Annotated in this window: 22 protein-coding genes and 1 pseudogene; 10 read left to right on the top strand and 13 right to left on the bottom strand. The window is 69.3% G+C overall.

The window, feature by feature from the left end:
- Positions 1-37 precede the first annotated feature (37 nt).
- On the top strand, positions 38-571 hold the full coding sequence (locus ACSMFO_RS29915) for a GNAT family N-acetyltransferase (RefSeq protein WP_436461324.1): 534 nt from the start codon (positions 38-40) through the stop codon (positions 569-571).
- 103 nt (positions 572-674) lie between these two features.
- Here the strand turns inward: ACSMFO_RS29915 and ACSMFO_RS29910 are convergent, their stop codons facing one another.
- Complete coding sequence (locus ACSMFO_RS29910) at positions 675-1,691, bottom strand: glycoside hydrolase family 76 protein (protein ID WP_436461323.1); 1,017 nt, start codon at positions 1,689-1,691, stop codon at positions 675-677.
- A 73-nt stretch (positions 1,692-1,764) separates the two neighbouring features.
- On the opposite strand from ACSMFO_RS29910, the gene ACSMFO_RS29905 reads away from it, so the two are divergent.
- Positions 1,765-3,900 carry a molybdopterin-dependent oxidoreductase gene (locus ACSMFO_RS29905; RefSeq protein ID WP_436461322.1) on the top strand — a complete coding sequence of 712 codons (2,136 nt, stop codon included), beginning with the start codon at positions 1,765-1,767 and terminating at the stop codon, positions 3,898-3,900.
- 70 nt (positions 3,901-3,970) lie between these two features.
- On the opposite strand, the gene ACSMFO_RS29900 is transcribed toward ACSMFO_RS29905, so the two are convergent.
- From ACSMFO_RS29900 to ACSMFO_RS29875, 6 genes are all read right to left on the bottom strand, one after another.
- Positions 3,971-4,624, bottom strand: a complete 654-nt coding sequence (locus ACSMFO_RS29900; RefSeq protein WP_350598559.1) for a TrmH family RNA methyltransferase — start codon at positions 4,622-4,624, stop codon at positions 3,971-3,973.
- A gap of 14 nt (positions 4,625-4,638) precedes the next feature.
- Positions 4,639-5,031 (bottom strand): DUF2784 domain-containing protein, encoded by a 393-nt coding sequence (locus ACSMFO_RS29895; RefSeq protein WP_436461321.1) that lies wholly within the window; start codon positions 5,029-5,031, stop codon positions 4,639-4,641.
- Positions 5,032-5,149: 118 nt separating this feature from the next.
- Positions 5,150-5,713, bottom strand: a complete 564-nt coding sequence (gene pyrE / locus ACSMFO_RS29890; protein ID WP_007032460.1) for an orotate phosphoribosyltransferase — start codon at positions 5,711-5,713, stop codon at positions 5,150-5,152.
- A 46-nt stretch (positions 5,714-5,759) separates the two neighbouring features.
- Entirely contained in the window at positions 5,760-8,294 is a 2,535-nt protein-coding gene (locus tag ACSMFO_RS29885; RefSeq protein ID WP_436461345.1) for an ABC transporter permease, read from the bottom strand.
- The gene (locus tag ACSMFO_RS29880) at positions 8,294-9,052 is read right to left on the bottom strand and encodes an ABC transporter ATP-binding protein (protein ID WP_125733015.1); all 759 of its coding nucleotides are present in this window, start codon (positions 9,050-9,052) and stop codon (positions 8,294-8,296) included. Before ACSMFO_RS29880 ends, ACSMFO_RS29885 begins: the two co-directional genes overlap by 1 nt.
- A gap of 71 nt (positions 9,053-9,123) precedes the next feature.
- Positions 9,124-9,603: a PepSY domain-containing protein gene (locus tag ACSMFO_RS29875; protein ID WP_436461320.1), complete on the bottom strand. Its 480-nt coding sequence runs from the start codon at positions 9,601-9,603 to the stop codon at positions 9,124-9,126.
- Positions 9,604-9,667: 64 nt separating this feature from the next.
- Between ACSMFO_RS29875 and ACSMFO_RS29870 the strand changes: the two genes are divergently transcribed.
- The 3 genes and pseudogenes from ACSMFO_RS29870 to ACSMFO_RS29860 all read left to right on the top strand — a co-directional run bounded on the left by ACSMFO_RS29870 (position 9,668) and on the right by ACSMFO_RS29860 (position 10,219).
- Positions 9,668-9,808: an MgtC/SapB family protein gene (locus ACSMFO_RS29870; protein WP_436461319.1), complete on the top strand. Its 141-nt coding sequence runs from the start codon at positions 9,668-9,670 to the stop codon at positions 9,806-9,808.
- Positions 9,805-9,873, top strand: a pseudogene (locus ACSMFO_RS29865) (MgtC/SapB family protein); the annotation flags it as partial. The gene ACSMFO_RS29870 and the pseudogene ACSMFO_RS29865, both read left to right, overlap by 4 nt.
- 64 nt (positions 9,874-9,937) lie before the next feature.
- Positions 9,938-10,219, top strand: a complete 282-nt coding sequence (locus tag ACSMFO_RS29860; protein WP_436461347.1) for a hypothetical protein — start codon at positions 9,938-9,940, stop codon at positions 10,217-10,219.
- On the opposite strand, the gene ACSMFO_RS29855 is transcribed toward ACSMFO_RS29860, so the two are convergent.
- The gene (locus ACSMFO_RS29855; protein WP_038521603.1) at positions 10,216-10,983 is read right to left on the bottom strand and encodes an SDR family NAD(P)-dependent oxidoreductase; all 768 of its coding nucleotides are present in this window, start codon (positions 10,981-10,983) and stop codon (positions 10,216-10,218) included. The genes ACSMFO_RS29860 and ACSMFO_RS29855 overlap by 4 nt on opposite strands.
- Positions 10,984-11,104: 121 nt before the next feature.
- Between ACSMFO_RS29855 and ACSMFO_RS29850 the strand changes: the two genes are divergently transcribed.
- Positions 11,105-12,238: a hypothetical protein gene (locus tag ACSMFO_RS29850; protein ID WP_436461318.1), complete on the top strand. Its 1,134-nt coding sequence runs from the start codon at positions 11,105-11,107 to the stop codon at positions 12,236-12,238.
- Here the strand turns inward: ACSMFO_RS29850 and ACSMFO_RS29845 are convergent.
- From ACSMFO_RS29845 to ACSMFO_RS29830, 4 genes are all read right to left on the bottom strand, one after another.
- Positions 12,235-12,945, bottom strand: coding sequence for a hypothetical protein (locus ACSMFO_RS29845; protein ID WP_038521608.1), 711 nt, complete (start codon positions 12,943-12,945; stop codon positions 12,235-12,237). The genes ACSMFO_RS29850 and ACSMFO_RS29845 overlap by 4 nt on opposite strands.
- A gap of 365 nt (positions 12,946-13,310) precedes the next feature.
- The gene (clpB, locus tag ACSMFO_RS29840; RefSeq protein WP_436461317.1) at positions 13,311-15,908 is read right to left on the bottom strand and encodes an ATP-dependent chaperone ClpB; all 2,598 of its coding nucleotides are present in this window, start codon (positions 15,906-15,908) and stop codon (positions 13,311-13,313) included.
- An 88-nt stretch (positions 15,909-15,996) separates the two neighbouring features.
- Positions 15,997-17,181: an MFS transporter gene (locus tag ACSMFO_RS29835; protein ID WP_436461316.1), complete on the bottom strand. Its 1,185-nt coding sequence runs from the start codon at positions 17,179-17,181 to the stop codon at positions 15,997-15,999.
- A gap of 75 nt (positions 17,182-17,256) precedes the next feature.
- The gene (locus ACSMFO_RS29830; protein ID WP_436461315.1) at positions 17,257-17,721 is read right to left on the bottom strand and encodes a MarR family winged helix-turn-helix transcriptional regulator; all 465 of its coding nucleotides are present in this window, start codon (positions 17,719-17,721) and stop codon (positions 17,257-17,259) included.
- Positions 17,722-17,991: 270 nt separating this feature from the next.
- On the opposite strand from ACSMFO_RS29830, the gene ACSMFO_RS29825 reads away from it, so the two are divergent.
- The 4 genes from ACSMFO_RS29825 to ACSMFO_RS29810 all read left to right on the top strand — a co-directional run bounded on the left by ACSMFO_RS29825 (position 17,992) and on the right by ACSMFO_RS29810 (position 22,204).
- Complete coding sequence (locus tag ACSMFO_RS29825; protein WP_174492084.1) at positions 17,992-19,197, top strand: globin domain-containing protein; 1,206 nt, start codon at positions 17,992-17,994, stop codon at positions 19,195-19,197.
- Positions 19,198-19,470: 273 nt separating this feature from the next.
- The gene (locus ACSMFO_RS29820; RefSeq protein WP_436461314.1) at positions 19,471-20,679 is read left to right on the top strand and encodes a globin domain-containing protein; all 1,209 of its coding nucleotides are present in this window, start codon (positions 19,471-19,473) and stop codon (positions 20,677-20,679) included.
- Positions 20,680-20,838: 159 nt separating this feature from the next.
- Complete coding sequence (locus tag ACSMFO_RS29815) at positions 20,839-21,594, top strand: lytic polysaccharide monooxygenase (RefSeq protein WP_436461313.1); 756 nt, start codon at positions 20,839-20,841, stop codon at positions 21,592-21,594.
- Positions 21,595-21,601: 7 nt separating this feature from the next.
- Positions 21,602-22,204 carry a DUF305 domain-containing protein gene (locus ACSMFO_RS29810; protein WP_360083368.1) on the top strand — a complete coding sequence of 201 codons (603 nt, stop codon included), beginning with the start codon at positions 21,602-21,604 and terminating at the stop codon, positions 22,202-22,204.
- A gap of 115 nt (positions 22,205-22,319) precedes the next feature.
- On the opposite strand, the gene ACSMFO_RS29805 is transcribed toward ACSMFO_RS29810, so the two are convergent.
- The gene (locus tag ACSMFO_RS29805; RefSeq protein WP_038524831.1) at positions 22,320-22,748 is read right to left on the bottom strand and encodes a heat shock protein transcriptional repressor HspR; all 429 of its coding nucleotides are present in this window, start codon (positions 22,746-22,748) and stop codon (positions 22,320-22,322) included.

Here is a 22,748-nt window from a genome sequence, read left to right as displayed (position 1 = left end):
GCTGGTGAGAAGCCCGCCGCCGGGTGATGATGGCGGAATGACCGACCTGTGGACCGTGCACACCGCCGACCTCGAAGCAGGCGTGCTGACCGCGGCACGCGCTCTGCTGGACGACGCTTTCGACGGCGATTTCAGCAACCACGACTGGGAAAACGCCCTCGGCGGCATGCACACGCTCGTGTGGGAGGCCGGTGAGCTGATCGGGCACGCGTCGTTGGTCCAGCGGCGGCTCGTGCACGACGGACGGGTCCTCCGCACGGGTTATATCGAGGCGGTCGCCGTCCGGTCGGATCACCGGCGGCGCGGGCACGGCGCCGCGATGATGGACGCGCTGGAGCGGGTCCTGAGGAAGGCGTATGACCTCGGGGCGCTTTCGGCGTCCGACGAGGCGCTGGAGTTCTACGCGTCGCGGGGCTGGCTGCTGTGGCGCGGGACTTCGTCGGCCATGACGCCTACGGGCATCGAGGCGACGAAGGAGGAGGACGGGTCGATCCATGTGCTGCCGGTGGGGGTCACGCTGGATCTGGACGGGGAGATCACCTGCGACTGGCGGGCGGGCGACGTCTGGTGACCCGCGTTCCCTGACGTTGCGAAAGCCACTTTCGCAACGTTGAAGGTTGCGAAAGTGGCTTTCGCAACCCCGCTACCTCCGCCTCATCCCCGCATTCAGAGGACTAAATGCGGTGTTCCAGGGTGGCCGCGGCTTCGAGCAGCATCCACGCGCTCACCTGGACGGACAGGTCGCGTTCGGGAGCGTCGGCGGCGAGGGGCAGCGAAGGCGCCGGAGTCGCCCAGTCGGCGCTGAAGAGCGGCCCGTGCGGCGTCTCGGTGGCACCCGACCAGCACGCGTCAGCCGACCGGATGACCAGGTCGCGCGCCACCCCGCTCGGCAGCAGCGGCGCCGCGAGCGCCAGGTACCGGGCGAGGATCCCGCCGAACAGGCCGCCGTCGCCGCCTTCCTGCCCGCGAATCACGCCGTTCGGCGCGACGTGTTCCGCGACCGCGTGGATCGTGTGCTCCACTCTGTCCATTTCGGACAGTTCGAGACAGGCGCCGAGGTAGACCCCTTGGCAGTACGTGAAAATATGCTTCACCAGTTCGCCGCTGCCGACGCGCAGGCCATCCCACACCAGCCCGGATTCCGGGTCGACGAGCCGCTCGGTCATCCAGTCGGTCAACCCACGAGCGTGCTGCGTGGAGCCTTCGCGGGCGTGGAAGATCGCGGCCGGGCCGTTCGTGGGCGCGTTCTTGAAGTCGTCTCCGACACGCCACCAGATCCCGCCGCCCGCGTCGTCGGTCCAGCCTTCGCGCAGCCGCGAACTGATCGCCTCCAGCCCGCCGCGGACGTCCAGCCCGAGATGCCCCACACGTTGCAGCGCGAGGCCGAGCCAGGCGATGTCGTCGTAGTAGTCGTTGATCCACTTGCCGAAGTTGCGCAGCCGCACGGACACCACGAACCGGTCGATCAGCTTCAGCCGATCCGGCGACGGATCCCGCAACTGGGCGTCGACGAGGGTCTCCAGCAGATGCGCCTGCCACCAGTAGTTCCAGTGCCAATGGACGCGCTGCCCCGTCGAGGGCGGCCAGCCGCTGCGGCCCAGCACGGTCCCCGGCAGCCCCCACACGCGGCGCAGATGCCGGTCGCGGATCGCGCGCTCGGCGGTCGCGGCCCGGTCGGCGAGAGCAGTCATCGGGCCATCATCCCTTGCCCGCTGACATACCGCTCAGTATGTTGGGATGATTCCCGGACCCGCGAGGTGCTTCATGACCACGGCGCACGTGACCTGCCCGCTTTGCGAAGCCACCTGCGGTCTGGAGGTGACGATCGACGAGAAGAGCCTGGTGACCCGGGTTCGGGGCGACAGCGAGGACGTCTTTTCGAAGGGCTACATCTGCCCGAAGGGCGCTTCGCTCGGCGCGCTGCACCATGACCCGGACAGGCTCACCGCGCCGCTGGTCAAACGGGACGGCGAGTTCGTCGAGGTCACCTGGGACGAAGCGTTCGCCGAGATCGACCGGCGGCTCCGGCCGATCATCGACGAGCACGGCCGGAACGCCGTCGCGGTCTACGCCGGCAACCCGACGGTGCACAACTCGGCGCAGGTGCTCTACGGCCGCGTGTTCTTCAAAGCCTTGGGCACCAGGAACTTCTACACCGCGACCACGGTCGACCAGATGCCGAAGCACTTCTCCTCCGGCTACCTGTTCGGCGACCCGCAGACCATCCCCGTCGCGGACCTCGACCGCACCGAGCACCTGCTGATCCTGGGCGCGAACCCGTTGGTGTCCAACGGAAGCCTGATGACCGCCCCGGACACCCGCGGAAAGCTGCGCGGGATCCAGAAACGCGGCGGCAAGATCGTCGTCCTCGATCCGCGCCGCACCCGGACCGCGCAGCTCGCCGACGAGCACCACGCGATCCGGCCCGGCACCGACGCCTTGTTCCTGTTCGCGCTGGTCAACATCCTGTTCGCGGAGAACCGCGTCCGTCCCGGCGAGCACGTCGACGGTGTCGACGAGGTCCGCGCGCTCGCGGAGCCGTTCACGCCGGAGGCGGTCGCGCCCGCGACCGGGATCGACGCCGCGGAGATCCGCCGCATCGCGCTCGACCTCGCGGACGCCGAACGCGCCGCGGTGTACGGCCGGATGGGCACCACGACCCAGGCGTACGGCACCATCGCGAGCTGGCTGGTCGACGTCCTCAACACGCTGACCGGCAACCTCGATCGCGAAGGCGGCGTGATGTTCCCGCTGCCCGCCCTGTGGCGACCGCGCCGGTCCTCGCCGTTCACCAGTGGCCGCTGGACGAGCCGGGTGCGCGGGTATCCCGAGGTGCTCGGCGAACTGCCGGTGGCCACGCTCGCGGACGAGATCGAGACGCCCGGCGAAGGCCAGGTGCGGGCGCTGGTGACCATCAGCGGCAACCCGGCACTGAGCACGCCGAACTCCGCGCGGCTCTCGGAAGCGTTGCGGCAGCTGGACTTCATGGTCTCGCTCGACGTGTACCTCAACGAGACCACACGGCACGCCGACGTCATCCTGCCCGGGCCGTCGCCGCTGGAGCGGCCGCATTACGACGTCGCGCTGTACGCGCTCGCCGTGCGCAATGTCGCGAACTGGACGCCGCAGACGCTCGAGACGGACATGCCGCAGGAGTGGGTGACCCTGCTGCGGCTGGCCGGGATCGCCGCGGGCCAGGGCCCGGACGTAGACGTCGCCGCCTTCGACACGATGGTCGCGGGCGAAACGGCGCGGCGCACCGGCGTCGATCTCTCGCTGGCCGAAGGCCGTACGGGACCGGCGCGGATGATCGATCTGATGCTGCGCGGCGGGCCGTACGGGCTGAGCCTGGCCGACCTCGAAGCCGCCCCGCACGGCATCGACCTCGGCGCGTTGAAGCCGCGGCTGCCCGAGGCGCTCGCCACCGCGAGCGGGAAGGTCGAACTGGCCCCGGAGGCGATCACGAAAGACGTGCCGCGGCTGCGCGCGGAGCTGGACAAGGCGCCCGACGGCGGGCTGCTGCTGATCGGGCGACGGCATCTGAGCTCGAACAACTCGTGGATGCACAACCTGACACCGCTGGTGCGCGGCGGGAACCGGTGCACCGTCCAGGTGCATCCGGACGACGCGTCCCGGCTCGGGCTCATTGACGGCGGGCTCGCGTCGGTGACTTCGCGGGCGGGCAAGCTCGAAGCGCCGGTGGAGGTCACGGCCGACGTCCGGCCCGGCGTGGTGAGCATGCCGCACGGCTGGGGGCACGACCTCGACGGAACGCGGACGAAGGTCGCAGCGGCGCACGCCGGGGTCAACTCGAACCTGGTCGCCGACGAAACCCTGCTCGACGTGCCGTCCGGGAACGCCGTCCTGAACGGGATCCCGGTGGAGGTGGCCCCCGTCTAGCCCGCGTTTCGTCCTCTGAATGCGGTAGTTGCACGCGCAAGGACCGCATTCAGAGGACGAAATGCGGGGGTCACCAGGCTTGGGCGAGGTCGGCGTGCTGCCGGACCCAGGCGTGCATGACGATCCCGGCGGCGACGCCGGCGTTGATCGAGCGGGTCGTGCCGAACTGCGCGATCGAAACGACCAGTGACGCCGTCTTCTGCGCCTCGGCCGACAGCCCCGGCCCTTCCTGGCCGAACAGCAGGACACACTCGCGCGGCAGTTCGGCGGTCTCGACGGGCTGCGAACCGGGCGTGTTGTCGACGGCGACCACGGCGAGGCCTTCCGTCGCGGCGAAGGTCAGCAGGCCGTTGACGTCCTCGTGGTGGAGAAGGTGCTGGTAGCGGTCGGTCACCATGGCGCCGCGCCGGTTCCAGCGCCGCCGCCCGACGATGTGCACCGCCGCCGCGGCGAACGCGTTCGCCGTCCGGACCACGGTGCCGATGTTGTGGTCGTGCTGGAAGTTCTCGATCGCCACGTGGAACGGATGCCGCCGCGAGTCCACATCGGACACGATGGCCTCACGCCGCCAGTAGCGATACGGGTCGACGACGTTGCGGCGATCACCGTTGGCCAGGAGTTCGGGGTCGTAACGCTCGTCCGCGGGCCACTCGCCCTCCCACGGACCGACGCCGACCTCTTCCCGCGCCACCCATTCGGTGGGCCCGGCTTCTTCCGAGTTCACCCGGTGATTGTCACTCAGCCCATGCTGACGCGGTGCGCCGGTGCGTCTCCGTCGTGGTGGCGGTGACGCCAGCGCTGGTACGCGCCGACGTAGGAGACGATCACCGTCGCCATCGCGATCACGACGACGACCGGCAGCGACGAACGCGGGAACACGGTGTCGTAGAGGTAGTAGGCGTTGAAGCCGCCGGGCAGGTCGCCGAGGCCCTGCTGGTGCCGGAAGGAGTTCTCGGCCGCCGTCAGCGGGCAGGGCCAGGGGAAGACGTTGACGAGAACACCCCATGCGGCGAAGAACACATGCACGAAGATCACCTTCGGCCACCGCCACGCCAGGAAACCGCCGAATCCTATGAACAACAGTGCGAAAATGTGCACCGCGACTGTCACGTTCGCCAGGAAACCCGCCACCTCAAGCCCCCTTTCACACCCCTACCAGCGACGTTACCCCTCTCGTATTGAGAAACGCTCACGAAAAAACGGGGCATCCTCCGTTCGCACAGAGGATGCCCCGTTCGGGAGACTTTACTCAGGACAGACCGAGATCGTCCTTGTTCAGGATGTAACGGTATTCGAGGCCTTCCTTCTCGATGGCCTCGCGCGCTCCGGTGTCCCGGTCGACGACCGTCGCGACACCGACCACGTTCGCTCCGGCCTCGCGCAGCGCCTCGACGGCGGTGAGGACGCTGCCGCCGGTGGTCGAGGTGTCCTCGACGGCCAGCACGCGCTGCCCCAGCACTTCGACGCCTTCGATCCGGCGCTGCATGCCGTGTTCCTTGACGGCCTTGCGGACGACGAACGCGTCGAGCACGACGCCGTCGGTCGCCGCGGAGTGCAGCATCGCCAGCGCCACCGGGTCCGCGCCGAGGGTCAGGCCGCCGGCGGCGACGTAGTCCCAGTCGTGCGTGAGCTGCCGGAGCAGCTTCCCGATGAGCGGCGCGGCCGCGTGATGCAGCGTCGCCCGCCGGAGGTCGATGTAGTAGTCGGCTTCCTTGCCAGAGGACAAGGTCACCTTGCCGTGCACGACGGCGAGTTCGCCGACCAGTCTCGCCAGTTCGAGTTTCGCCGCTTGATCCAACCCGGGGTACGCCACGGCCGAGAGTCTTACACACGGCCCGCCGGGTCCTTCGACGGTAGCTCTAGTCACTGCCGGCCGTCGCCGCGTCCACGGCCTGGCCGCGGGTGGCCGCCCAGGCCGGGACCAGGGTCGCCGCCAGCGCGAGGGCCGCGGCGAGCCCGATGATGGTCAGGTAGATCAGCGGCGAGCCCATCGGCAGCAGCGAATCGGCCGCCACCAGGCAGAACGGGACGATCGCGCCCGCCGAGACGACGGTGCCGAGCACGATCCCGACCAGTGCGACGAGCCCGCCTTCGAAGCCGGCCATCCGCAGCACCTGCGCCCTCGTCGAGCCGGTGAGCCGCTGGAGGCCGAACTCGCGGCGCCGCCGCACGGTCGCCATCACGAGCGTGTTGGCGACCGAAATCACCGTGTAGGCGATGATCATCCCGACCAGCAGGTAGTTCACCCACGCGCCGACGGCCTGGTCCTTGTCGTGCGCCGCGACGAGCGCCGCCCGATCACCGACGGACACCGGCAGTCCGGCCGTCGCCTCGCGGAGCCGCTCGGTGAGCACCGCCGGATCGACGTCCGGGGCGGCGCGGACCAGCATCTGCGGGGCGAGCCCGGCGGTGGTGTGCGGGGCCAGGAGACCGGCCGGGAGCAGCAGGCTTTCGAAGCCGGGGCGCTGGCTGGTCACCGCGACGACCTTGACGTCGACGGGCACGCCGTCGCCGAGCCGCAGGCTGAGCGTGTCGCCGAGGCCGCGCCCATAGTCCTTCGCGAAGACCTCGGGGAGCGCGACGGTCAAGCCGGTCAGCGCCGTCAGATCGCCCTGGGTCACCTTGGTGTCGGTCGTGGCGGCCGCGCCGGAAGCGGTGAGGCCGATCGCCGGACGCCCCTCGTCGGAGGAGTCGTACGGCTTCTCGAGGAACACGCTGCTGGTGACGTACTCGGACGCGCCGGCGACGCCGGGCACGGCCTGGATGCGCTGGACGAGGTCCGGGGACAGCCCGCCCGCGACGGAACCGATCACGGCGTCCGCCCGGACGTCTTCGGTGAAGGCCTGGTTCGCCAGCTCCTGCTGGGTGGTCTGCAGGTAGATGTTCGCGGTCGCGATGCCGACGGCGAGCATGATCGGGGTGACCGCGCCCGCCGCCCGGACGATGCCGGCGCGGGTGTTGAGCACGGCGAGTTTGGCGTCGATGCCGCCGAGCAGGCGCATCGGCCACTGCAGGATCGCCGTCATCACCTTGGCGACGCCGGGCGTGATCATCGCGACGCCGATCGCCCAGAGGATCACCGCGGGGCCGGCGGTACTGGCCGCGATCGGTCCGGTCATCACCGCGACGGTCACGATGGCCAGCGCGGTGCCGCCGCCGAAGCAAAGAGCGGCGACGATGAAGCGCGTCGGGGTCAGCCAGCGGCGGGTGACCGCGGCCTCGGCGAGCGCCTCGGTCGGCCGGATCTTCCCGGCGCGACGGCCGGCGACGAAGGCGGCGATGAACACCGCGAGCATCGCGGCACCCGCGCCGACGACGGCGGGCAGCCAGCCCTGGTAGAACCGCAGGACCGGGGGCACCACGCCGTTCTCGACGAGCTGCCCGAACAGCCATTCGCCCAGGACCGGGCCGAGGACCGCGGCGAGCGCGGTGGCGAGCAGGCCGACGGCCAGCGCTTCGCCGAGCACCATGCGCCGCAGCTGACGCGGGGTCGTGCCGATCGCCCGCATCAGCGCGAGTTCCCGCGAACGCTGCTGGGTGGACAGGCTCAGCGTGCTGGCGACGACGAACATCGCGACCATCACCGAAAGCCCGCCGGACACCGCGGCGATGACGATCAGGTTGGTCCCGCTCGTATCGGCCTCGGGGAACTCCGCGACACCGCGGTCGATACCGGTCAGGACGTTCGCCCCGGACGCGGCCTCGGCGACCTTCGCCCGCACCGTTTCGACGTCGGCGCCGGGATCGGTGAAGACACCGATGACGTCGGCCTTGCCGGGATGCCCGGAGAGCCGGGCGGCGTCGGCGGCGGAGAAGAACACGGCGGCCTGCGTGATCGAACGCGGCGCACCGGCCACCCCGGCGACGCGGAACGACTCGGTCTTGCCGCGCGCGGCGACCTGCACGACGTCACCGGGCTTCGCGCCCGACGAGGACTCGACGACGACCTCGCCCGCGACCGGCGCGGCACCCGCGACCAGCGCGTACGGAGTCAAGACGGCGGAGTCCCAAGCGTGGCCGAGCGCGGGTTTCCCGCCCGCCGCGAGCGGGAAGCTCACTTCGCCGACGACGTCCGAGACGCCGGGGACGGACCGCAGCCGGGAGACCAGGCCGTCGTCGAGGCGGACGCGTTCGGGAAGCCGCGCGTCCTCGAACTTGCGCTTGTCGTCGGGTTCGAGGGAGGCCGGGTCCTCCTTGGGCAGCTCGAAGGTCTGGCCGCCGGTGACGAGGATCGGGGCGGCCGCGAGCCGCTGCGGTTCCGCGTTGCCGCGGATCCCCGTCTCCATCAGGCCGCCGCAGGAGGCGACGATCAGCGCGCCGAAGAAGACGGCGATGAAGGTGCCGATGAAACCGCCCTTGCGCAGGCGCAGGGTCCGGAAGGCGAATCGCAACATCACGCACCCGCCCTGGCCGGGCTGCCCCAAGCACCCAGGTGGGTCATGCGTTCGGCGACGACGTCCGCGGTCGGGGCGTGCAGTTCGTCCGCGATCCGGCCGTCGGCCAGGAAGATGACGCGGTCCGCGTACGAGGCCGCCATCGGGTCGTGGGTCACCATGATCACCGTCTGACCGGTGGTGCGGACCGAGGCTCGCAGCAGTTCGAGGACCTCGGCGGCGGTGCGGGTGTCGAGCGCCCCGGTCGGCTCGTCGGCGAAGACCACCGCGGGCCGGGTGACCAGTGCCCGCGCGATCGCCACGCGCTGTGCCTGCCCGCCGGACAGTTCACCGGGAAGGTGCTTGCGGCGGCCGGAAAGCCCGACGCGGGCCAGCATCTCCTCGACGACACGACGATCCGGCTTGGCACCGGCGAGCTGCTGCGGGAGCGTGACGTTCTGTTCGACGGTCAGCGCCGGAAGCAGGTTGAAGGCCTGGAAGATGAAGCCCACCCGGTCGCGGCGCAGCTTCGTCAGCTTCGTCTCGCTCATCCCGGCCAGCTCCTGCCCGTCGAGCACGACGGAGCCCGACGTCGGCCGGTCCAGCCCGGCCGCGCAGTGCAGGAAGGTGCTCTTGCCCGAGCCCGAAGGCCCCATCACGGCGGTGAATCCGCCACGCGGGAACGCGAGCGTCACCCCGTCCAGCGCGACGACGCCCTTGCCGTATTCCTTGCGGACGCCGTCGAGCCGGACCGCGTCTCCGTTCCACCCAGGGTTCATGGTGAAAACCCTAGGAATCCCAGGTCGGAAGCACCCTGGGGCGAGCGTGCGTCTCCTTGGTGGGGCGGGCCCTACCTGACCGCCCCGGTCTTGGCGTCCACGTCGAGGTCGTGCTGGACCCCCTTGCCGTCACGCAACCCGACCTGCCAGACGAGGGCACCGTCGGTGGCGCGGTCGATCTCCATCTCGTCGAGCTCACCCGGCTGCCGTTGCTGCGCGGTCCGCAGCGCCTTGACCGCGTCGACGTCCGCCTGCGCGATCTTCGCCAGGTCGTCGCTCGGCTTCGCCGTCTGCTGATCGCCGAGGACCTGACCGCCGTCCCGGCTCACGCGGATCTTGTGTTCCTGCCCGCCGGACGCGACTTTGATCTCCCAGCCGTCGTTCGCGGGCTCCACGTCGAACACCCGCCCGCCGGGCACGGCGGCCGCCGCGGCTTGGATCGCCTTCACCGGCTGGGCTTCCGGCCCCGGAGCCGCGGGCCCCGGCGGTGGCTCGGTGGAACAAGCGGCCAGCGTCAGCACGACCGCGATGACGAGAAGTGATGACTTCATGATCCGCGCGTACCCGCCCGGCGCGAGCTCGAACCGTCGCCGGACCGGATGGCACTGTGGGGCGATGGTCTCGAACGGACAGGGCTGGCTCCAGATCGGCGAGCTGACGACGGCGTTCGCGCTTTCGGCGGCGATCGGGCTGGAGCGGCAGATCAGGGGCAAGAGCGCCGGGCTGCGGACCCAGACGATCGTGGGCACGGCGTGATCATCACCAGGCAGGGCGCGATCCGGGGACTCACGACGGCCGCCGCGGTCTGGGAGACCGTGGCCATCGGGATGGCGGCGGGTGCCGGATTGCTGCTGCTGGCGGTCGTCGTGACGGCCATGCATTTTCGTGGTGGTACTCGGTTTCACCTGGCTGACCGAGCATCTTCCGGGCGGCGCGGGCACGACCAGGCTGCGCGTGAGTTACGCGGACGGGCAGGGTGTCCTGCGCGATCTGCTGGCGCTCTGCACGAGCCACCGATGGTCGATCACGTCCTTGCGGATCACCGACGACCGCGACGGCGAGGTGACGGTCTCACTCGACCTCACCGGCCCCGATCACGCCACCGCCCCGACCGTGCTCGCCGCGACCGAAGGTGTGCGGTCCATCGAAACCGCCGATGACGATTAGGTTCGGCCTTTACCGCCGAAACCGCCGCCGAGTTTGCGCAGCACCGCCCTCGGCAGCAATCCGCCGACCGCGACGAGCGCCTTGTACTGCAGGCTCGGCACCGAAATCACCTTGCCGCGGCGCAGATCCGCGAGCGCCTCGTCGACTACCTGGTCGACGCCGAGCCAGAACGCCTTCGGTCCTGGCTTGTCCAGCCCCGCCCGCTCGTGAAACTCCGTGGTGGTGAACCCGGGGCACAGCGCCATCATGCGGATGTTCTTCGGCAGCGAGGCGGCGATGCCCTCGGTGAACGAGGTGACCCAGTTCTTGCTGGCGGTGTACGTCGAGCCGCGGCCGCTGAAGAAACCGGCGACCGAGCTGACGTTGATGATCGCGCCCTCGCCGCGGTCGATCATGCCCGGGAGCGCGGCGCGGGTCAGCCGCAGGACGGCCGTGACGTTGACGTCGAGCTGACGCTGCAGCGCGTCCGGCGGGATGGTCCAGAAATCGCCGTTGAGGCCGAAGCCCGCGTTGTTCACCAGCAGGTCCACCGGCTCGCCTTCCAGGCGGGCTTCGACCAGCGCACGTCCGTCCACTTCGGACAGATCGGCGGGCAGGACGACGACGTCGACGCCGTGCGCCTCGATCAGTTCCGCCGCGAAGCCCTCCAGCCGGTCGACGTCGCGGGCGACGAGCACGAGGTCGTACCCCTCGGCGGCGAGCCGGCGCGCGAACTGCGCACCGATGCCGGCGGTGGCACCGGTGATCAGGGCGGTCTGTGTCATGCCGCCGAACCTACTCCTCGGTCGGATTCCGGGAAGACGCTCGGATGAGGCGAGCGTGGGGGTCACCCACCGTGGGGATTTGACGTGCAATGGCCGGAGTCGGGAAGTATCGTCCGCCCCCATGGGGAAGCACAGCAGGCGCAAGCCGAGCTACCTGCCCAAAGTCGCGGTCGGCGCGGCGCCGCTGGCGTTGTTGCTCGCCGGCCCGGCCACCGCGATCGCCGCCCAGACCGACCCGTCGATCCCGCTGCCCCTCGATCACCAGCGCGAAGGCAGCCTCGACCGCGGAGCCGGCTTCACCACCGAAGGCGACACATCCGTCTTTCGCGGTTTCTTGACCAACACCGAACGGAACGTCTTCGGCAAGGACCTCGGCGACGCGAAGGTGGTCGCGGACGTCCGCCGCTCGGTCAGCGAAACCGTCGAGACCCGCGAGAGTGTCACGGCCCGCCCGGACAAGGTCGGTGCGCTCGGCGCGGAGAAGACGGCCGAGACCCTCAAGCAAGGCCAGCGCGAAGCCGTGAAGGTCGACCGCTACGGCAGCGTCGTCGCCGGGAACGAGACCGAACTCGAGCGGACCGGCTCCCGGCTGACCGAGCTCGCGCTGGACCCTCGCACCGGCGTCCCCACCTTCGTCTCCCAGGACGGCCGCGGTCTCCGTGCGGCCGAGGGGACCTACCACGCCGTCCGCCCGCTGCCGGGGATCGGCGTGATCAACGAGACGGACCAGCGAGCAGGCGGCACCCTCGACCGCGCCGTCCGCCTCGACGGCGGGTTCACCGGCGACCTCGGCGGTGTCCTGGAGGCCGGTCGGTCGTCGGGCCACGCGGTCGACTTCGGTGACCTCGCGTCCGTCGGGACGACGTCGACACAGCACGGCAACGGCCGATTCAAGGGTGTACTCCCGCTCGACGTCGGCTCGGGCGGCGCCTTCGGCCAGGAACACGCGTTCGGCGGCACCGTCGGCCCGGGGACCGGCCTGGTGACCACCGGACAGGACGTGGATCTGGCGCAGCACGGCGGCGGATTCACCGGAGCCGGTTCGCACACCATCAGCGGCGACCTCGGCATCGGCGAGGTCGCGTCCGCCCGCGGCACCACGACGTCGTCCGTGCGCGGGGTCCTGCCCACCGCCGATCCGGCGCGGGCGGGGCATGTGACGCAGTCCGGGACGCTCGACCTGACGTTGCTCGGTCAGCCGGCGCACACCGGCTACGTCGCCGGAGCGCTCCCGGTGGAACTCAAGCAGTCCTAGGCCTGGGGCTCGATGTCGTCAGGGGTCTCGGTCTGCCAGTGGCGGCCCGGGGTCGGGGCGTTGTCGTACTCCTCGTCGAACGGGTCGACGATGTCGGCGATCTCGCCGAGGTCCCGCAGCAGCCGCTCGAGCCGCGACGGCCCGGCGTTCGGGGCGACGCTCGCGAGCACCCACTCGTTCTCCAGCCACGCCACGCCGACGTCGCCGCCGAGCGAATCCGCCGCATCGACGAGTTCCTGCGTGATCACCTTGCGGGCACCCTCGGAGTCGTCCGCGAAGGCGTAGCGCTGACCGATCGGGCCGAGCATCTCGGGCATGTCCTGGCGCTGGAACGGCACGCTGGACAGCCACATCTCCAGCGGCGTCTCGTGCACGCGGTTGCAGCGCACGGCGACCACGACGGCCGGGATCTGGCCCTCGGTCTCGATGTCGAAGATGAAGACGGGGCGCCGTCCGTCGGAGGTGAAGGTGGACCCGGCCACGACGTTGACCGCCAGCTGCGCGCCGAAGTAGCCGATCGCGCCGTTGGACCACTGCCGCGGCAACCGCTCGTCCTCTTCGACGAACTGCCAGCCGCGCAGCTCGGCCCAGCGCATGCGCTCGCGATTGCGCGAGCCCTCCTTCGCCCGGTCGGCCGCGAGCAGCGCCAGCCCCGCCACCAAGGCGACGGCGGCGATGACGAACCAGATCCACGCCGGAATACCCACGACGGTCAGGGTATCCCCCTGCCCTCACCGGATGTGATCGCCGGGCGCCGTGTCGCGCGCCCCTTTCGGTGCGGCACCCGGGAAAGACCACGAAAGACGCAAGGAAAGGTCGACAAATCGCCGTATCGCCAACGCTATGAAAGGTCCTTTCCTTGCGAAATTTGCAAGGAAAGGACCTTTCATAGCACTCAGGCGAGGGAGACCAGGTGCCTCGACCACCCCGGTGCGGCGATCACACGTGATCAGCGACGTGACTCGCGTGACCGAAGCCGGAACTCGCGTGATCAGAGGCGGAACACCCGAGTGCGGCCTCCAATCACACGAGTCACGTCCCTGATCACGCGAGTCACGCCGCGCCTGTGTGCTCAGTCCACCCGCGTGACCGTCAGGGCGTCCGACGCCTCCTGGGCCGGGATGTCCACCCGGACCGTGTCGCCGTCCCGGATCTCACCGGCCAGCAGCTGTTTCGCCAGCTTGTCGCCGATCGCCGACTGCACGAGCCGCCGCAGCGGCCGCGCGCCGTAGATCGGGTCGAAGCCGTTCAGCGCGAGCCACTCGCGTGCCCCGTCGGTGACCTCCAGCGTCAGGCGGCGCCGCGAAAGCCGCGTGGCGAGCCGCTCGATCTGGATGTCCACAATGGACGTCAGCTCGTCGGTGCCCAGCGCGTGGAAGACCACGATGTCGTCCAACCGGTTCAGGAACTCCGGTTTGAACTGCCGCTGCACCACCGACATCACCGCGTCGTTGCGCTGACGCTCGTCGAGCGCCGGGTCGGCGATGGCCTGCGAGCCGAGGTTCGACGTCAGCACCAGGATCGTGTTGCGGAAGTCGACCGTTCGGCCCTGGCCGTCGGTGAGCCGTCCGTCGTCGAGCACCTGCAGGAGCACGTCGAACACGTCCGGATGCGCCTTCTCGACCTCGTCCAGCAGCACCACCGAATACGGCCGCCTGCGCACCGACTCGGTCAGCTGCCCGCCCTGGTCGTAGCCGACGTAGCCCGGGGGCGCACCGACCAGGCGCGCCACCGAGTGCTTCTCGGCGTACTCGCTCATGTCGATCCGCAGCATCGCGCGCTCGTCGTCGAACAGGAACTCCGCCAGCGCCTTCGCCAGCTCGGTCTTGCCGACACCGGTCGGGCCGAGGAACAGGAACGAACCGGTCGGCCGGTCGGGGTCGGCGACGCCGGCCCGGGTGCGGCGCACCGCGTCCGAGACGACCTGCACGGCCTCCTTCTGCCCGACGACCCGCTTGCCGAGCTCCTCCTCCATCCGGAGCAGCTTGCCCGTCTCGCCTTCCAGCAGCCGTCCGGCCGGGATGCCGGTCCACGCGCTGACCACGTCGGCGACGTCGTCCGCGCTGACCTCCTCCTTGAGCATGACGTTCTGCTGGCTGACCTCGTTCGCCTCGGTCGCGGCCTGGAACTCCTTCTCCAGCGCGGGAATCCGGCCGTAGCGGAGTTCGGCGGCCTTGCCGAGGTCGCCGTCGCGTTCGGCGCGTTCGGACTCGCCGCGCAGCTGCTCCAGCTGCTCCTTGAGTTCGCGGACGCGTTCGATCGAGCCCTTCTCGTTCTGCCAGCGCGCGGTCAGGGCCGTCAGCGTTTCCCGCTTTTCGGCCAGTTCCGAGCGCAGCGCGGCGAGGCGCTCCTTGGACGCGGCATCGTCCTCTTTGGACAACGCCATCTCCTCGATCTCCATCCGCCGCACGGCGCGCTCGACCTCGTCGATCTCGACGGGCCGCGAGTCGATCTCCATGCGGAGCTTCGAAGCGGCCTCGTCGACCAGGTCGATCGCCTTGTCCGGCAGGAACCGGGCGGTGATGTAGCGGTCGGACAGCGTCGCGGCGGCGACCAGCGCGGCATCGGTGATGCGCACACCGTGGTGCACCTCGTACCGCTCCTTGAGCCCGCGCAGGATGGCGATGGTGTCCTCAGGGGACGGTTCGCCGACCAGCACCTGCTGGAAACGCCGCTCCAGCGCGGCGTCCTTTTCGATGTGCTGGCGATACTCGTCGAGCGTGGTCGCGCCGACCATCCGCAGCTCACCGCGGGCGAGCATCGGCTTGATCATGTTGCCCGCGTCCATCGCGCCCTCACCGGTCGCGCCGGCGCCGACGATGGTGTGCAGCTCGTCGATGAAGGTGACGACCTCGCCCGCGGAGTCGGTGATCTCCTTGAGCACGGCCTTCAGCCGCTCTTCGAACTCACCGCGGAACTTGGCGCCCGCGACCATCGAGCCGAGGTCCAGCGCCACCACGCGCTTGCCGCGCAGCGACTCCGGCACGTCACCGGCGACGATGCGCTGGGCGAGCCCTTCGACGATGGCCGTCTTGCCGACGCCGGGTTCGCCGATCAGCACCGGGTTGTTCTTGGTGCGGCGCGAGAGCACCTGCACCACGCGGCGGATCTCGGTGTCACGGCCGATCACCGGGTCCAGTTCGCCCGCCCGGGCGCGCTCGGTCAAGTCGACGCCGTACTTCTCCAGCGCCTTGAACGTGCTTTCGGGATCCGCGCTGGTGATCCGCGCGGAGCCGCGCACCTTGGCGAACGCCTCGCGCAGCGCGTCCGGGGTGGCGCCGTGCCGTTTGAGCAGCTCGGCCACCGGCCCGCCTTCGGTGGCGAGGCCGACGAGGAGGTGCTCCGTCGAGACGTATTCGTCGCCGAGTTCGGTCGCGAGCTTCTGCGCGTGCGTCAGCGCCTTGACGGCGTTCGTGTCGAACTGCGGGCTCGACACCGTGGCGCCGGTCGCCGACGGCAACGCCGCGATCAGCGGCTCCAGCTCCTTGTGCACCTGCGCCGGATCGGCCCCGACCGCGGTCAGCAGCGGTGCGGTGAGCCCCTCACCCTGCGCCAGCAGGGCGCCGAGCAGGTGTGCGGCCGCCACGTGCGGGTTCCCCGCCATCGTGGCCGCCTGAGCCGCCGACGAGATCGCCTGCTGGGTCTTCGTGGTCGGGTTGAAAGCGTCCATCCCTCACCTCGTACTAGGTCTTGCAAAGCTCTGTCGACAGGTACAACGTCAGGAAAGTTGAGTCTGTTCCACTCAACCCTGAAAAGTTTCAACTCCCCGTCGGCGAGACGGCTTCCGCGGGCAGACGAGGACCCACCCGGCCGAGGCCGACGACGGCCGCGCAGGCGCACGCGGCCACGAGCACCCACGGGATCCAGACTGCCACGGAGAACAGCGCGACGACGGCCGGAGCGATCACCGCGGCGAGCGTGAACGCGTATTGGAAGGCCGCCAGATACCGGCCCCGCGCCTCCGGTGGCGCCGCCGCTTCGGCCAGCGCCCCGGAGCGCGGACCGAACGCGAGATCGCCCGCGGCCAGCACGAGGGTCGCGCTGAGCAGGTAAACCGGCTGGAACACCTTCGGCACGAACACCACCATCAGGCAGGCGAGGCACCACACCGCGAACAACGCCGAACCGGCGCGCATCGCGGCGATCCGGGTCAGCTTCCTGGTCAGCCGCAGCCCGAGGACTCCACCCAGACTGGTGACGACGGTGAGCAGCGCGATGATCGCGCCGGGAAGCCATCGAGGCCCATGCAACGCGTTGAAGACGTACACGGGCATCCCGATGAGGAAGAAGTCCATCGTGAGCGCGAAGAGGCCGCTGAACACGATGAGCGCCAGGTACGGGCGGTCCCGCCAGACCCGCACGGACCCCGAACGCCGCGGCAGATGCCGAGGGGCGGGCGTGACGAGCGTCGAGAGGATGGCCGCGGCGATGACGAACGTCGCGACGTCCAGCATCACGGCGACGTAGAGGCCTTCGCGCCCGATCCAGACCAGCAGCCCTGCCGCCGCGAGCCCGCCTAGCCCGAAGCCCGCGGAGCGGACCATCGCGGCTTCGGCGAACGGCCGGTCCTTCGGTCCTTCGCCCGCGACGTCGGCGATGAGCGAGAACTGCGAGCTGTAGAACAGCTGCTGCCCGGCCGCGAGCATCACGGACGCGCCGACGACCCCGGCGAACCCGCGGGCCAGCAGGAAGGCGCCCACCCCGGCGGCCTGTAGGACATGGGCGCAGATCATCACCGTCCGCGGGCCGATCAGGTCGACGAGCCGTCCGGCGAACGCGGGGACGAGCAAGCCGGCCAGTGCACCGAGAGTGACGGCGCTCCCCGCCTGAGCGAGGGGCAGACCCACCACCCGGATGACGAAGACCAGCCCGAGCGGGAGGAAAAGTCCCGAGCCGAAGTTGTCGATTCCCAAGGCGACCAGCAATGCGACCCGGTTACGCACTGATACGACGCTACCGGCGTCACAGCGCTACGAAAGGTCCGTTCAGTCAAGACCGGCGGGTAGTAACGGCCTGGGTCAAACGTCGCAGATCCGTACGGACAGGGCGGCGCGGACGTCGGCGTTCATCTCCGCCAGGCGCGTGGTCAGTTCGAGGACCTTTTCGTCGTCCCAGCCGCCCAGCGCGCGCTCCATGAACTCCAGATAGCCGGCCCGCCTGCGGCCCAGCTCCGCGCGCCCGCGCTCGGAGATGCTGATGATCGACGCGCGGCCGTCTTCGGGCGCCGGACGGCGGTCGACCATGCCCGCCGCGGACAGCTGGGAAATTTGACGACTTACGACCGAAAGGTCCACGAAGCGTCGTTTGGCCAATTCGGAAGGGCGTGCCTCGCCGTGCTTCGCCAGATCCGACAGCAGCATCGCGGCCGCCGGATGCAGCCCGGGGTCGTCCTGCCACGCCTGCATTATCCAGGCGTGCTGCAGCTGCGAGGCGGCCTTCAGCTCACGCATCAGCTCGACCCTGGCGTCGTCCGCGGAGCTCATCGGTCCCTCCTGGCTACTTGTACAGTACAACTTTATTCGGCAACACTTGCGTAAGACAACTATTTACCTCGTGAGATCGCCCACTGTGGACCGGCTTCGAGTACACCCGTCCGGAGCAACGATGCGGGCAAAAGGTCTCTCGGCGGCTAGTCTCGCGAACGAGCCGGAACTCAGCCGACCGGCCGACAGCCACTGACCGGAGAGGTGAATGATCCGTGAATTCTTCTCCAGTGGACCCTCGTACGTGAATCCGGGGAACTGTCTTCCGGTATGCGCTTCCCGATCAGCGACTCCCAGCCCGTGACGGCCGACGCGGTCAGCCCGGTCCCGCGGTCTTCGGCGCCGCGTGAAGCACCGCCCGCCGTCACCGCGATGGTGCGGCTCATCCGGGACACCTGGGCGAAGTCGGAACCCTTCATCCCGGAGATCTCGCAGTTCTTCTACGGGATGCTGTTCACCCTCGCGCCGGCCACCCGCGACTTCTTCCCGATCAACATGGAGGTCCAGCGCGGCAGGCTCGTCCGTGCGCTGGTCCACATCGTGCAGATGGTCGACCGGCCGGACGACCTCGTCCCGTTCCTGACCCAGCTCGGCCGCGACCACCGCAAGTTCGGCGTCATCCCGCGGCACTACGAGGCCGTCGGCACCGCGCTGCTCGCCTCGCTCAAGAACCACCTCGGTCCGGACTGGACACCCGAGGTCGAACGGGCCTGGGCGGAGGCGTTCACCATCGTCGCCCGCGCGATGCAGGAGGCCGCCGCGGCCGACGTCAACCCGGCGTCGTGGTCGGCGACCGTACTCGAACACCGGCGGCTCACCTGGGATCTCGCCCTGGTCCGCGTCCAGCCCGAATTCCCGGTGCCCTACCTGCCCGGCCAGTACATGAGCGTCGAGGTACCGCAGCGGCCGAGGCTCTGGCGCTACCTTTCGCCGGCGAACGCGCCGCGCGAGGACGGCGGCATCGAGTTCCACGTGCGCGCGGTCGACGGCGGCTGGGTGTCGCGCGCCATCGTGAGCCACACGCAGCCCGGCGACGTCTGGCGGCTCGGACCGCCGCTCGGCAGGCTTTCGGTCGACCGGACCGACGGCCGCGACGTCCTGATGATCGCGGGCGGCACCGGTGTCGCGCCGCTGCGCGCCATCTTGGACGATCTGGCGCAGTGGGGCGAGAACCCGAAGGTGCAGTTGTTCTACGGCGGACCGTCGCGTGAGGACCTCTACGACCTCGACGAGTTGCGCGCCCTGGCGGCCACGAACCCGTGGCTCACCGTGACCCCGGTGGTCGAGCACGGTGAAGAAGCCCCCGGCTGCGTGCAGGGCACGCTCGCGGAAGCCGTTACACAGCAAGGATCCTGGCCGGGACACCGGATCCTCGTCGCCGGCTCGCCCGCGATGATCCGGGCGACGGTGTCCCGGATGCTGGTCGCGGGCAGCGCGCTCGACCAGATCGCGTACGACCCCTTCACCATCGACTAGGCAATTCGATTCCACAATGGTGTTCGGCCGCGTTACGTGATCTCGTAAGCACGGAGAAAAACCCACCCGATCGGCCGATCACGCTTTCCTTTACTTAGTGCCAGACGGGGTTGACGGCGCGTATATCGTTTGCTCCGTTCGAGCGGGAAACAAACATTCTTGGATCCTTTCGCGACTTTCGGGCATACAGTCGAGAACCCTCGGGGGAACACGAGCACGATGACATCGGGTCTGGAGAATATGCCCGATCCAACTGGAGAAAATCGTTCACCCATGACTGCCGAAACAGTGAAGTACGAGCATCCGCCCAGTTCGTCCAGATCCTCACCGATTCCCGTCCCGCCCTTGATCGAGACGCCGACGGCGGACAAGTCCGTCCAGCTGGCCAAGCTCATCAGGGAGAGTTTCGCCGCCGTCGAAACGAAGTCCGAGGAGTTGTCCCAATACTTCTACGGGGCGCTCTTCTCCGTTTCGCCCGACGCCAGGGCGCTCTTCCCGATCAACATGGCCACGCAGCGAAATCGTTTGCTGCGCGCTCTCGTCTACGTCGTGCAGATGGTGGACCGGCCCGACGAACTGGCCACCTTCCTCGGCCAGCTCGGCCGGGATCACCGGAAGTTCGACGTCCTCGGCCGCCATTACGACGCCGTCGGCGTCGCGCTGATCGCCGCGTTGAAAAGGTTCTTGAAGGACGACTGGACTCCCGAGGTGGAGGACGCCTGGGTCACCGCGTACGGCGTCATTTCGAAGAGCATGCGCGAGGCCGCGGGCAAGGAGGTCGGGCCTGCATGGTGGAAGGCGACCGTCATCGAACACCGCGTCGTGTCCCGTGACGTCGCCATCGTCAAGGTGCGCACCGATCAGCCGCTGCCGTACCGAGCCGGCGGCTACGTGAGCGTCGAGGTTCCGCAACGGCCGCGGATGTGGCGGTACTTCTCGCCCGCCACCGCGCCGCACGACGACGGGACGATGGAGTTCCACGTGCACGCCGTCCGCGGCGGCTGGGTTTCGCGCGCAATCGTCCACCACACCCGGTTCGGCGACGTCTGGCGTCTCGGCCCGTCGCTCGGCGCGCTTTCGGTGAGTCACACGGAAAGCCGTCCGCTGCTGATGATCGGCGGTGGCACCGGCGTCGCGCCTTTGCTCGCCCTGCTCGACGACATGTCGCGCTGGAAGAACAACCCGCCGGTGCACCTCTTCTTCGGCGGGCGCCGTCCGGAAGACCTCTACGCCCTCGACGAACTCCGCGGGCTCACCGTCACCTGCCCTTGGCTGACGGTGACACCGGTGACCGAGGAAGGCGCCGTCACCGGCGGTGATCGCGGCACGCTGGCCACGGCGGTCACGCAGCGCGGGGACTGGAAGGAGCGTGACGTGTACGTCGCCGGGTCGCCGTCGATGATCCGGGCGACCATCGCGAAACTGCTCGCCGCGGGCACGGACCTGAGCCGGATCAAGTACGACCCCTTCACCCTGGACTGAGGTGATACTTCGTTCGTATTAGGCCGATCGGCTGTTCCACCTGGGCCCGACGCAGCAGTAGGTCAGTGAATCATTGACCACGGTCACCGGCGGATTTATGGTCTAGACCACATTGCTCCCCCTCACGGGAACACCGTCGTTCCATCCCCAGGAGCCGGCATGACCGTCAAACGCAAGCTCGTGGCAGCCGCCGCCGGTGCGATCCTCGCCCCGATCGCCATCGTGGCCATCCCGCAGGTGGCCAGCGCCCACGGCTATGTGCTGTCCCCGCCCAGCCGCCAGGCGAACTGCGCCCAAGGCAAGGTTTCCGGCTGCGGCGCCATCGTCTACGAACCGCAGAGCGTCGAAGGCCCCAAGGGGCTCCGCAGCTGCAACGGCGGCCTTCCCGGATTCGCCGAGCTCAACGACGAGTCGAAGCCGTGGCCCGCCGCGTCGGTCGGCAACAGCGTGACCTTCAACTGGAAGTTCACCGCCTACCACCGGACCACGAACTACGAGTACTACATCGGTGGCACCAAGATCGCCGACATCAGCGGGAACAACTCCGCGCCGAAGGACCCGACGTCGCACACGGTGAGCCTGAACGGCTTCAGCGGCCGCCAGAAGGTGCTCGCCATCTGGAACATCGCGGACACGCCGATGGCCTTCTACAGCTGCATCGACCTGCAGATCGGCGGCGGCACCCCGCCCACCAGCACCAGCAACCCGCCGACCACCAGCAACCCGCCCACGACGTCGAACCCGCCGACCAGCACCGGCAACCCGCCCACCGGCGGCACCTGGGCGGCCGGGACGTCCTACGCGGTCGGCAACACGGTGACCTACGGCGGCGCGACCTACCGCTGCCAGATGGCGCATACCGCGATCCAAGGCTGGGAACCGCCGAACACCCCCGCCTTGTGGACCCGGCAGTAAGGGGGACGTGCCAGTGAAGCTGGCCCTTGTTCTCGTCGCCGGTCTCGTGGCCCTCGCGGGCTGCGGGGCCGGTGATGGCTCATCCACCAACGCCGGCGCCCCGATCTCCCCGGTTCCCCAGTCGGCCGGGGCGTCCGCGGAGTACAACGACGCCGACGTGATGTTCCTGCAGATGATGATCGCCCACAACGACCAGGGCGTGGAGATCGTCAAGCTGGTCAAGGCCAAGCAGGGGCAGAAGCAGGAGCTCAAGGATCTCGCGGCCGCGATCGAGGCGACACAGCAGACCGAGACGACCGACATGCGGAACCGGCTGAAGGCCTGGGGCAAACCCGAGACGGGTTCCATGGACCCGAAGGCGCACCACCATCACGGTGGCGACGGGCTCACCGACAAGGGTCTGCTCGAAGCACTGTCCAAAAAGGATGGTGCGGAGTTCAGTCTGGACTTCGCCGACATCTTCGTGGCGCACCAGCACAACGGGGTCGCGCTGGCGAGGACCGAGCTGAAGGACGGGAAGAACCCCGAGTCGAAGGCGCTGGCCCAGCGGATCCAGGACTCGCGCACCGGCGAGGTCCAGCAGATCCGGACCCTGGTCCCCGGCCAATGACGCATTTAGAGGACTAAACGCGTGAAGTACGTGAAGGCCCCCTTCATTGCGTCTAGCGCAGTGAAGGGGGCCTTCACGTACTCACGAGGGCTGGCGACCCGCGGCATTCAGAGGACTAATTGCGTTTTTTGGGCTTCCAGACCACGAGGGCCGTCTGCTGCCGCAAGGGGACGAGATCCTTGCGGTAGGAGGCGTGCACGGCCGCGGCCGTCTGTTCGGCGGTGAGGTACGCCGCCGTGAGCTCCTCGGTCAGTTCGGCGATGCGCGCGCGGAGCGCGTCGACCTGGTTCTCCAGCTCGATGATCCGCTTGATGCCCGCGAGGTTGACACCGTCCTCTTGGGACAGTCGCTGCACTTCGCGCAGCAACGCGATGTCCCGCATCGAGTAACGCCGTCCACCACCGGAGGTCCGGCCCGGCGACACGAGACCCTGGCGGTCGTAGGACCGCAGGGTCTGCGCGTGCAGGCCGGAAAGCTGTGCCGCCACCGAAATGACGAACACCGGGGTGTCCTCGTCCGCACCGTGCGGCAGCCCGCCGAACAT

Source organism: Amycolatopsis sp. w19 (assembly GCF_051373225.1).
Classification (GTDB): domain Bacteria; phylum Actinomycetota; class Actinomycetes; order Mycobacteriales; family Pseudonocardiaceae; genus Amycolatopsis; species Amycolatopsis japonica.
This window is presented reverse-complemented; position numbering and strand designations above follow the sequence as displayed.

Bases quoted from the DNA above. Each gene is read 5' to 3' on its own strand.
- ACSMFO_RS29915 (WP_436461324.1), top strand. From the start codon at position 38: ATGACCGACCTGTGGACCGTGCACACCGCCGACCTCGAAGCAGGCGTG.
- ACSMFO_RS29910 (WP_436461323.1), bottom strand. From the start codon at position 1,691: ATGACTGCTCTCGCCGACCGGGCCGCGACCGCCGAGCGCGCGATCCGC.
- ACSMFO_RS29905 (WP_436461322.1), top strand. From the start codon at position 1,765: ATGACCACGGCGCACGTGACCTGCCCGCTTTGCGAAGCCACCTGCGGT.
- ACSMFO_RS29885 (WP_436461345.1), bottom strand. From the start codon at position 8,294: ATGTTGCGATTCGCCTTCCGGACCCTGCGCCTGCGCAAGGGCGGTTTC.
- ACSMFO_RS29880 (WP_125733015.1), bottom strand. From the start codon at position 9,052: ATGAACCCTGGGTGGAACGGAGACGCGGTCCGGCTCGACGGCGTCCGC.
- ACSMFO_RS29875 (WP_436461320.1), bottom strand. From the start codon at position 9,603: ATGAAGTCATCACTTCTCGTCATCGCGGTCGTGCTGACGCTGGCCGCT.
- ACSMFO_RS29870 (WP_436461319.1), top strand. From the start codon at position 9,668: ATGGTCTCGAACGGACAGGGCTGGCTCCAGATCGGCGAGCTGACGACG.
- ACSMFO_RS29855 (WP_038521603.1), bottom strand. From the start codon at position 10,983: ATGACACAGACCGCCCTGATCACCGGTGCCACCGCCGGCATCGGTGCG.
- ACSMFO_RS29850 (WP_436461318.1), top strand. From the start codon at position 11,105: ATGGGGAAGCACAGCAGGCGCAAGCCGAGCTACCTGCCCAAAGTCGCG.
- clpB (WP_436461317.1), bottom strand. From the start codon at position 15,908: ATGGACGCTTTCAACCCGACCACGAAGACCCAGCAGGCGATCTCGTCG.
- ACSMFO_RS29830 (WP_436461315.1), bottom strand. From the start codon at position 17,721: ATGAGCTCCGCGGACGACGCCAGGGTCGAGCTGATGCGTGAGCTGAAG.
- ACSMFO_RS29825 (WP_174492084.1), top strand. From the start codon at position 17,992: ATGCGCTTCCCGATCAGCGACTCCCAGCCCGTGACGGCCGACGCGGTC.
- ACSMFO_RS29820 (WP_436461314.1), top strand. From the start codon at position 19,471: ATGACTGCCGAAACAGTGAAGTACGAGCATCCGCCCAGTTCGTCCAGA.
- ACSMFO_RS29815 (WP_436461313.1), top strand. From the start codon at position 20,839: ATGACCGTCAAACGCAAGCTCGTGGCAGCCGCCGCCGGTGCGATCCTC.
- ACSMFO_RS29805 (WP_038524831.1), bottom strand. From the start codon at position 22,748: ATGTTCGGCGGGCTGCCGCACGGTGCGGACGAGGACACCCCGGTGTTC.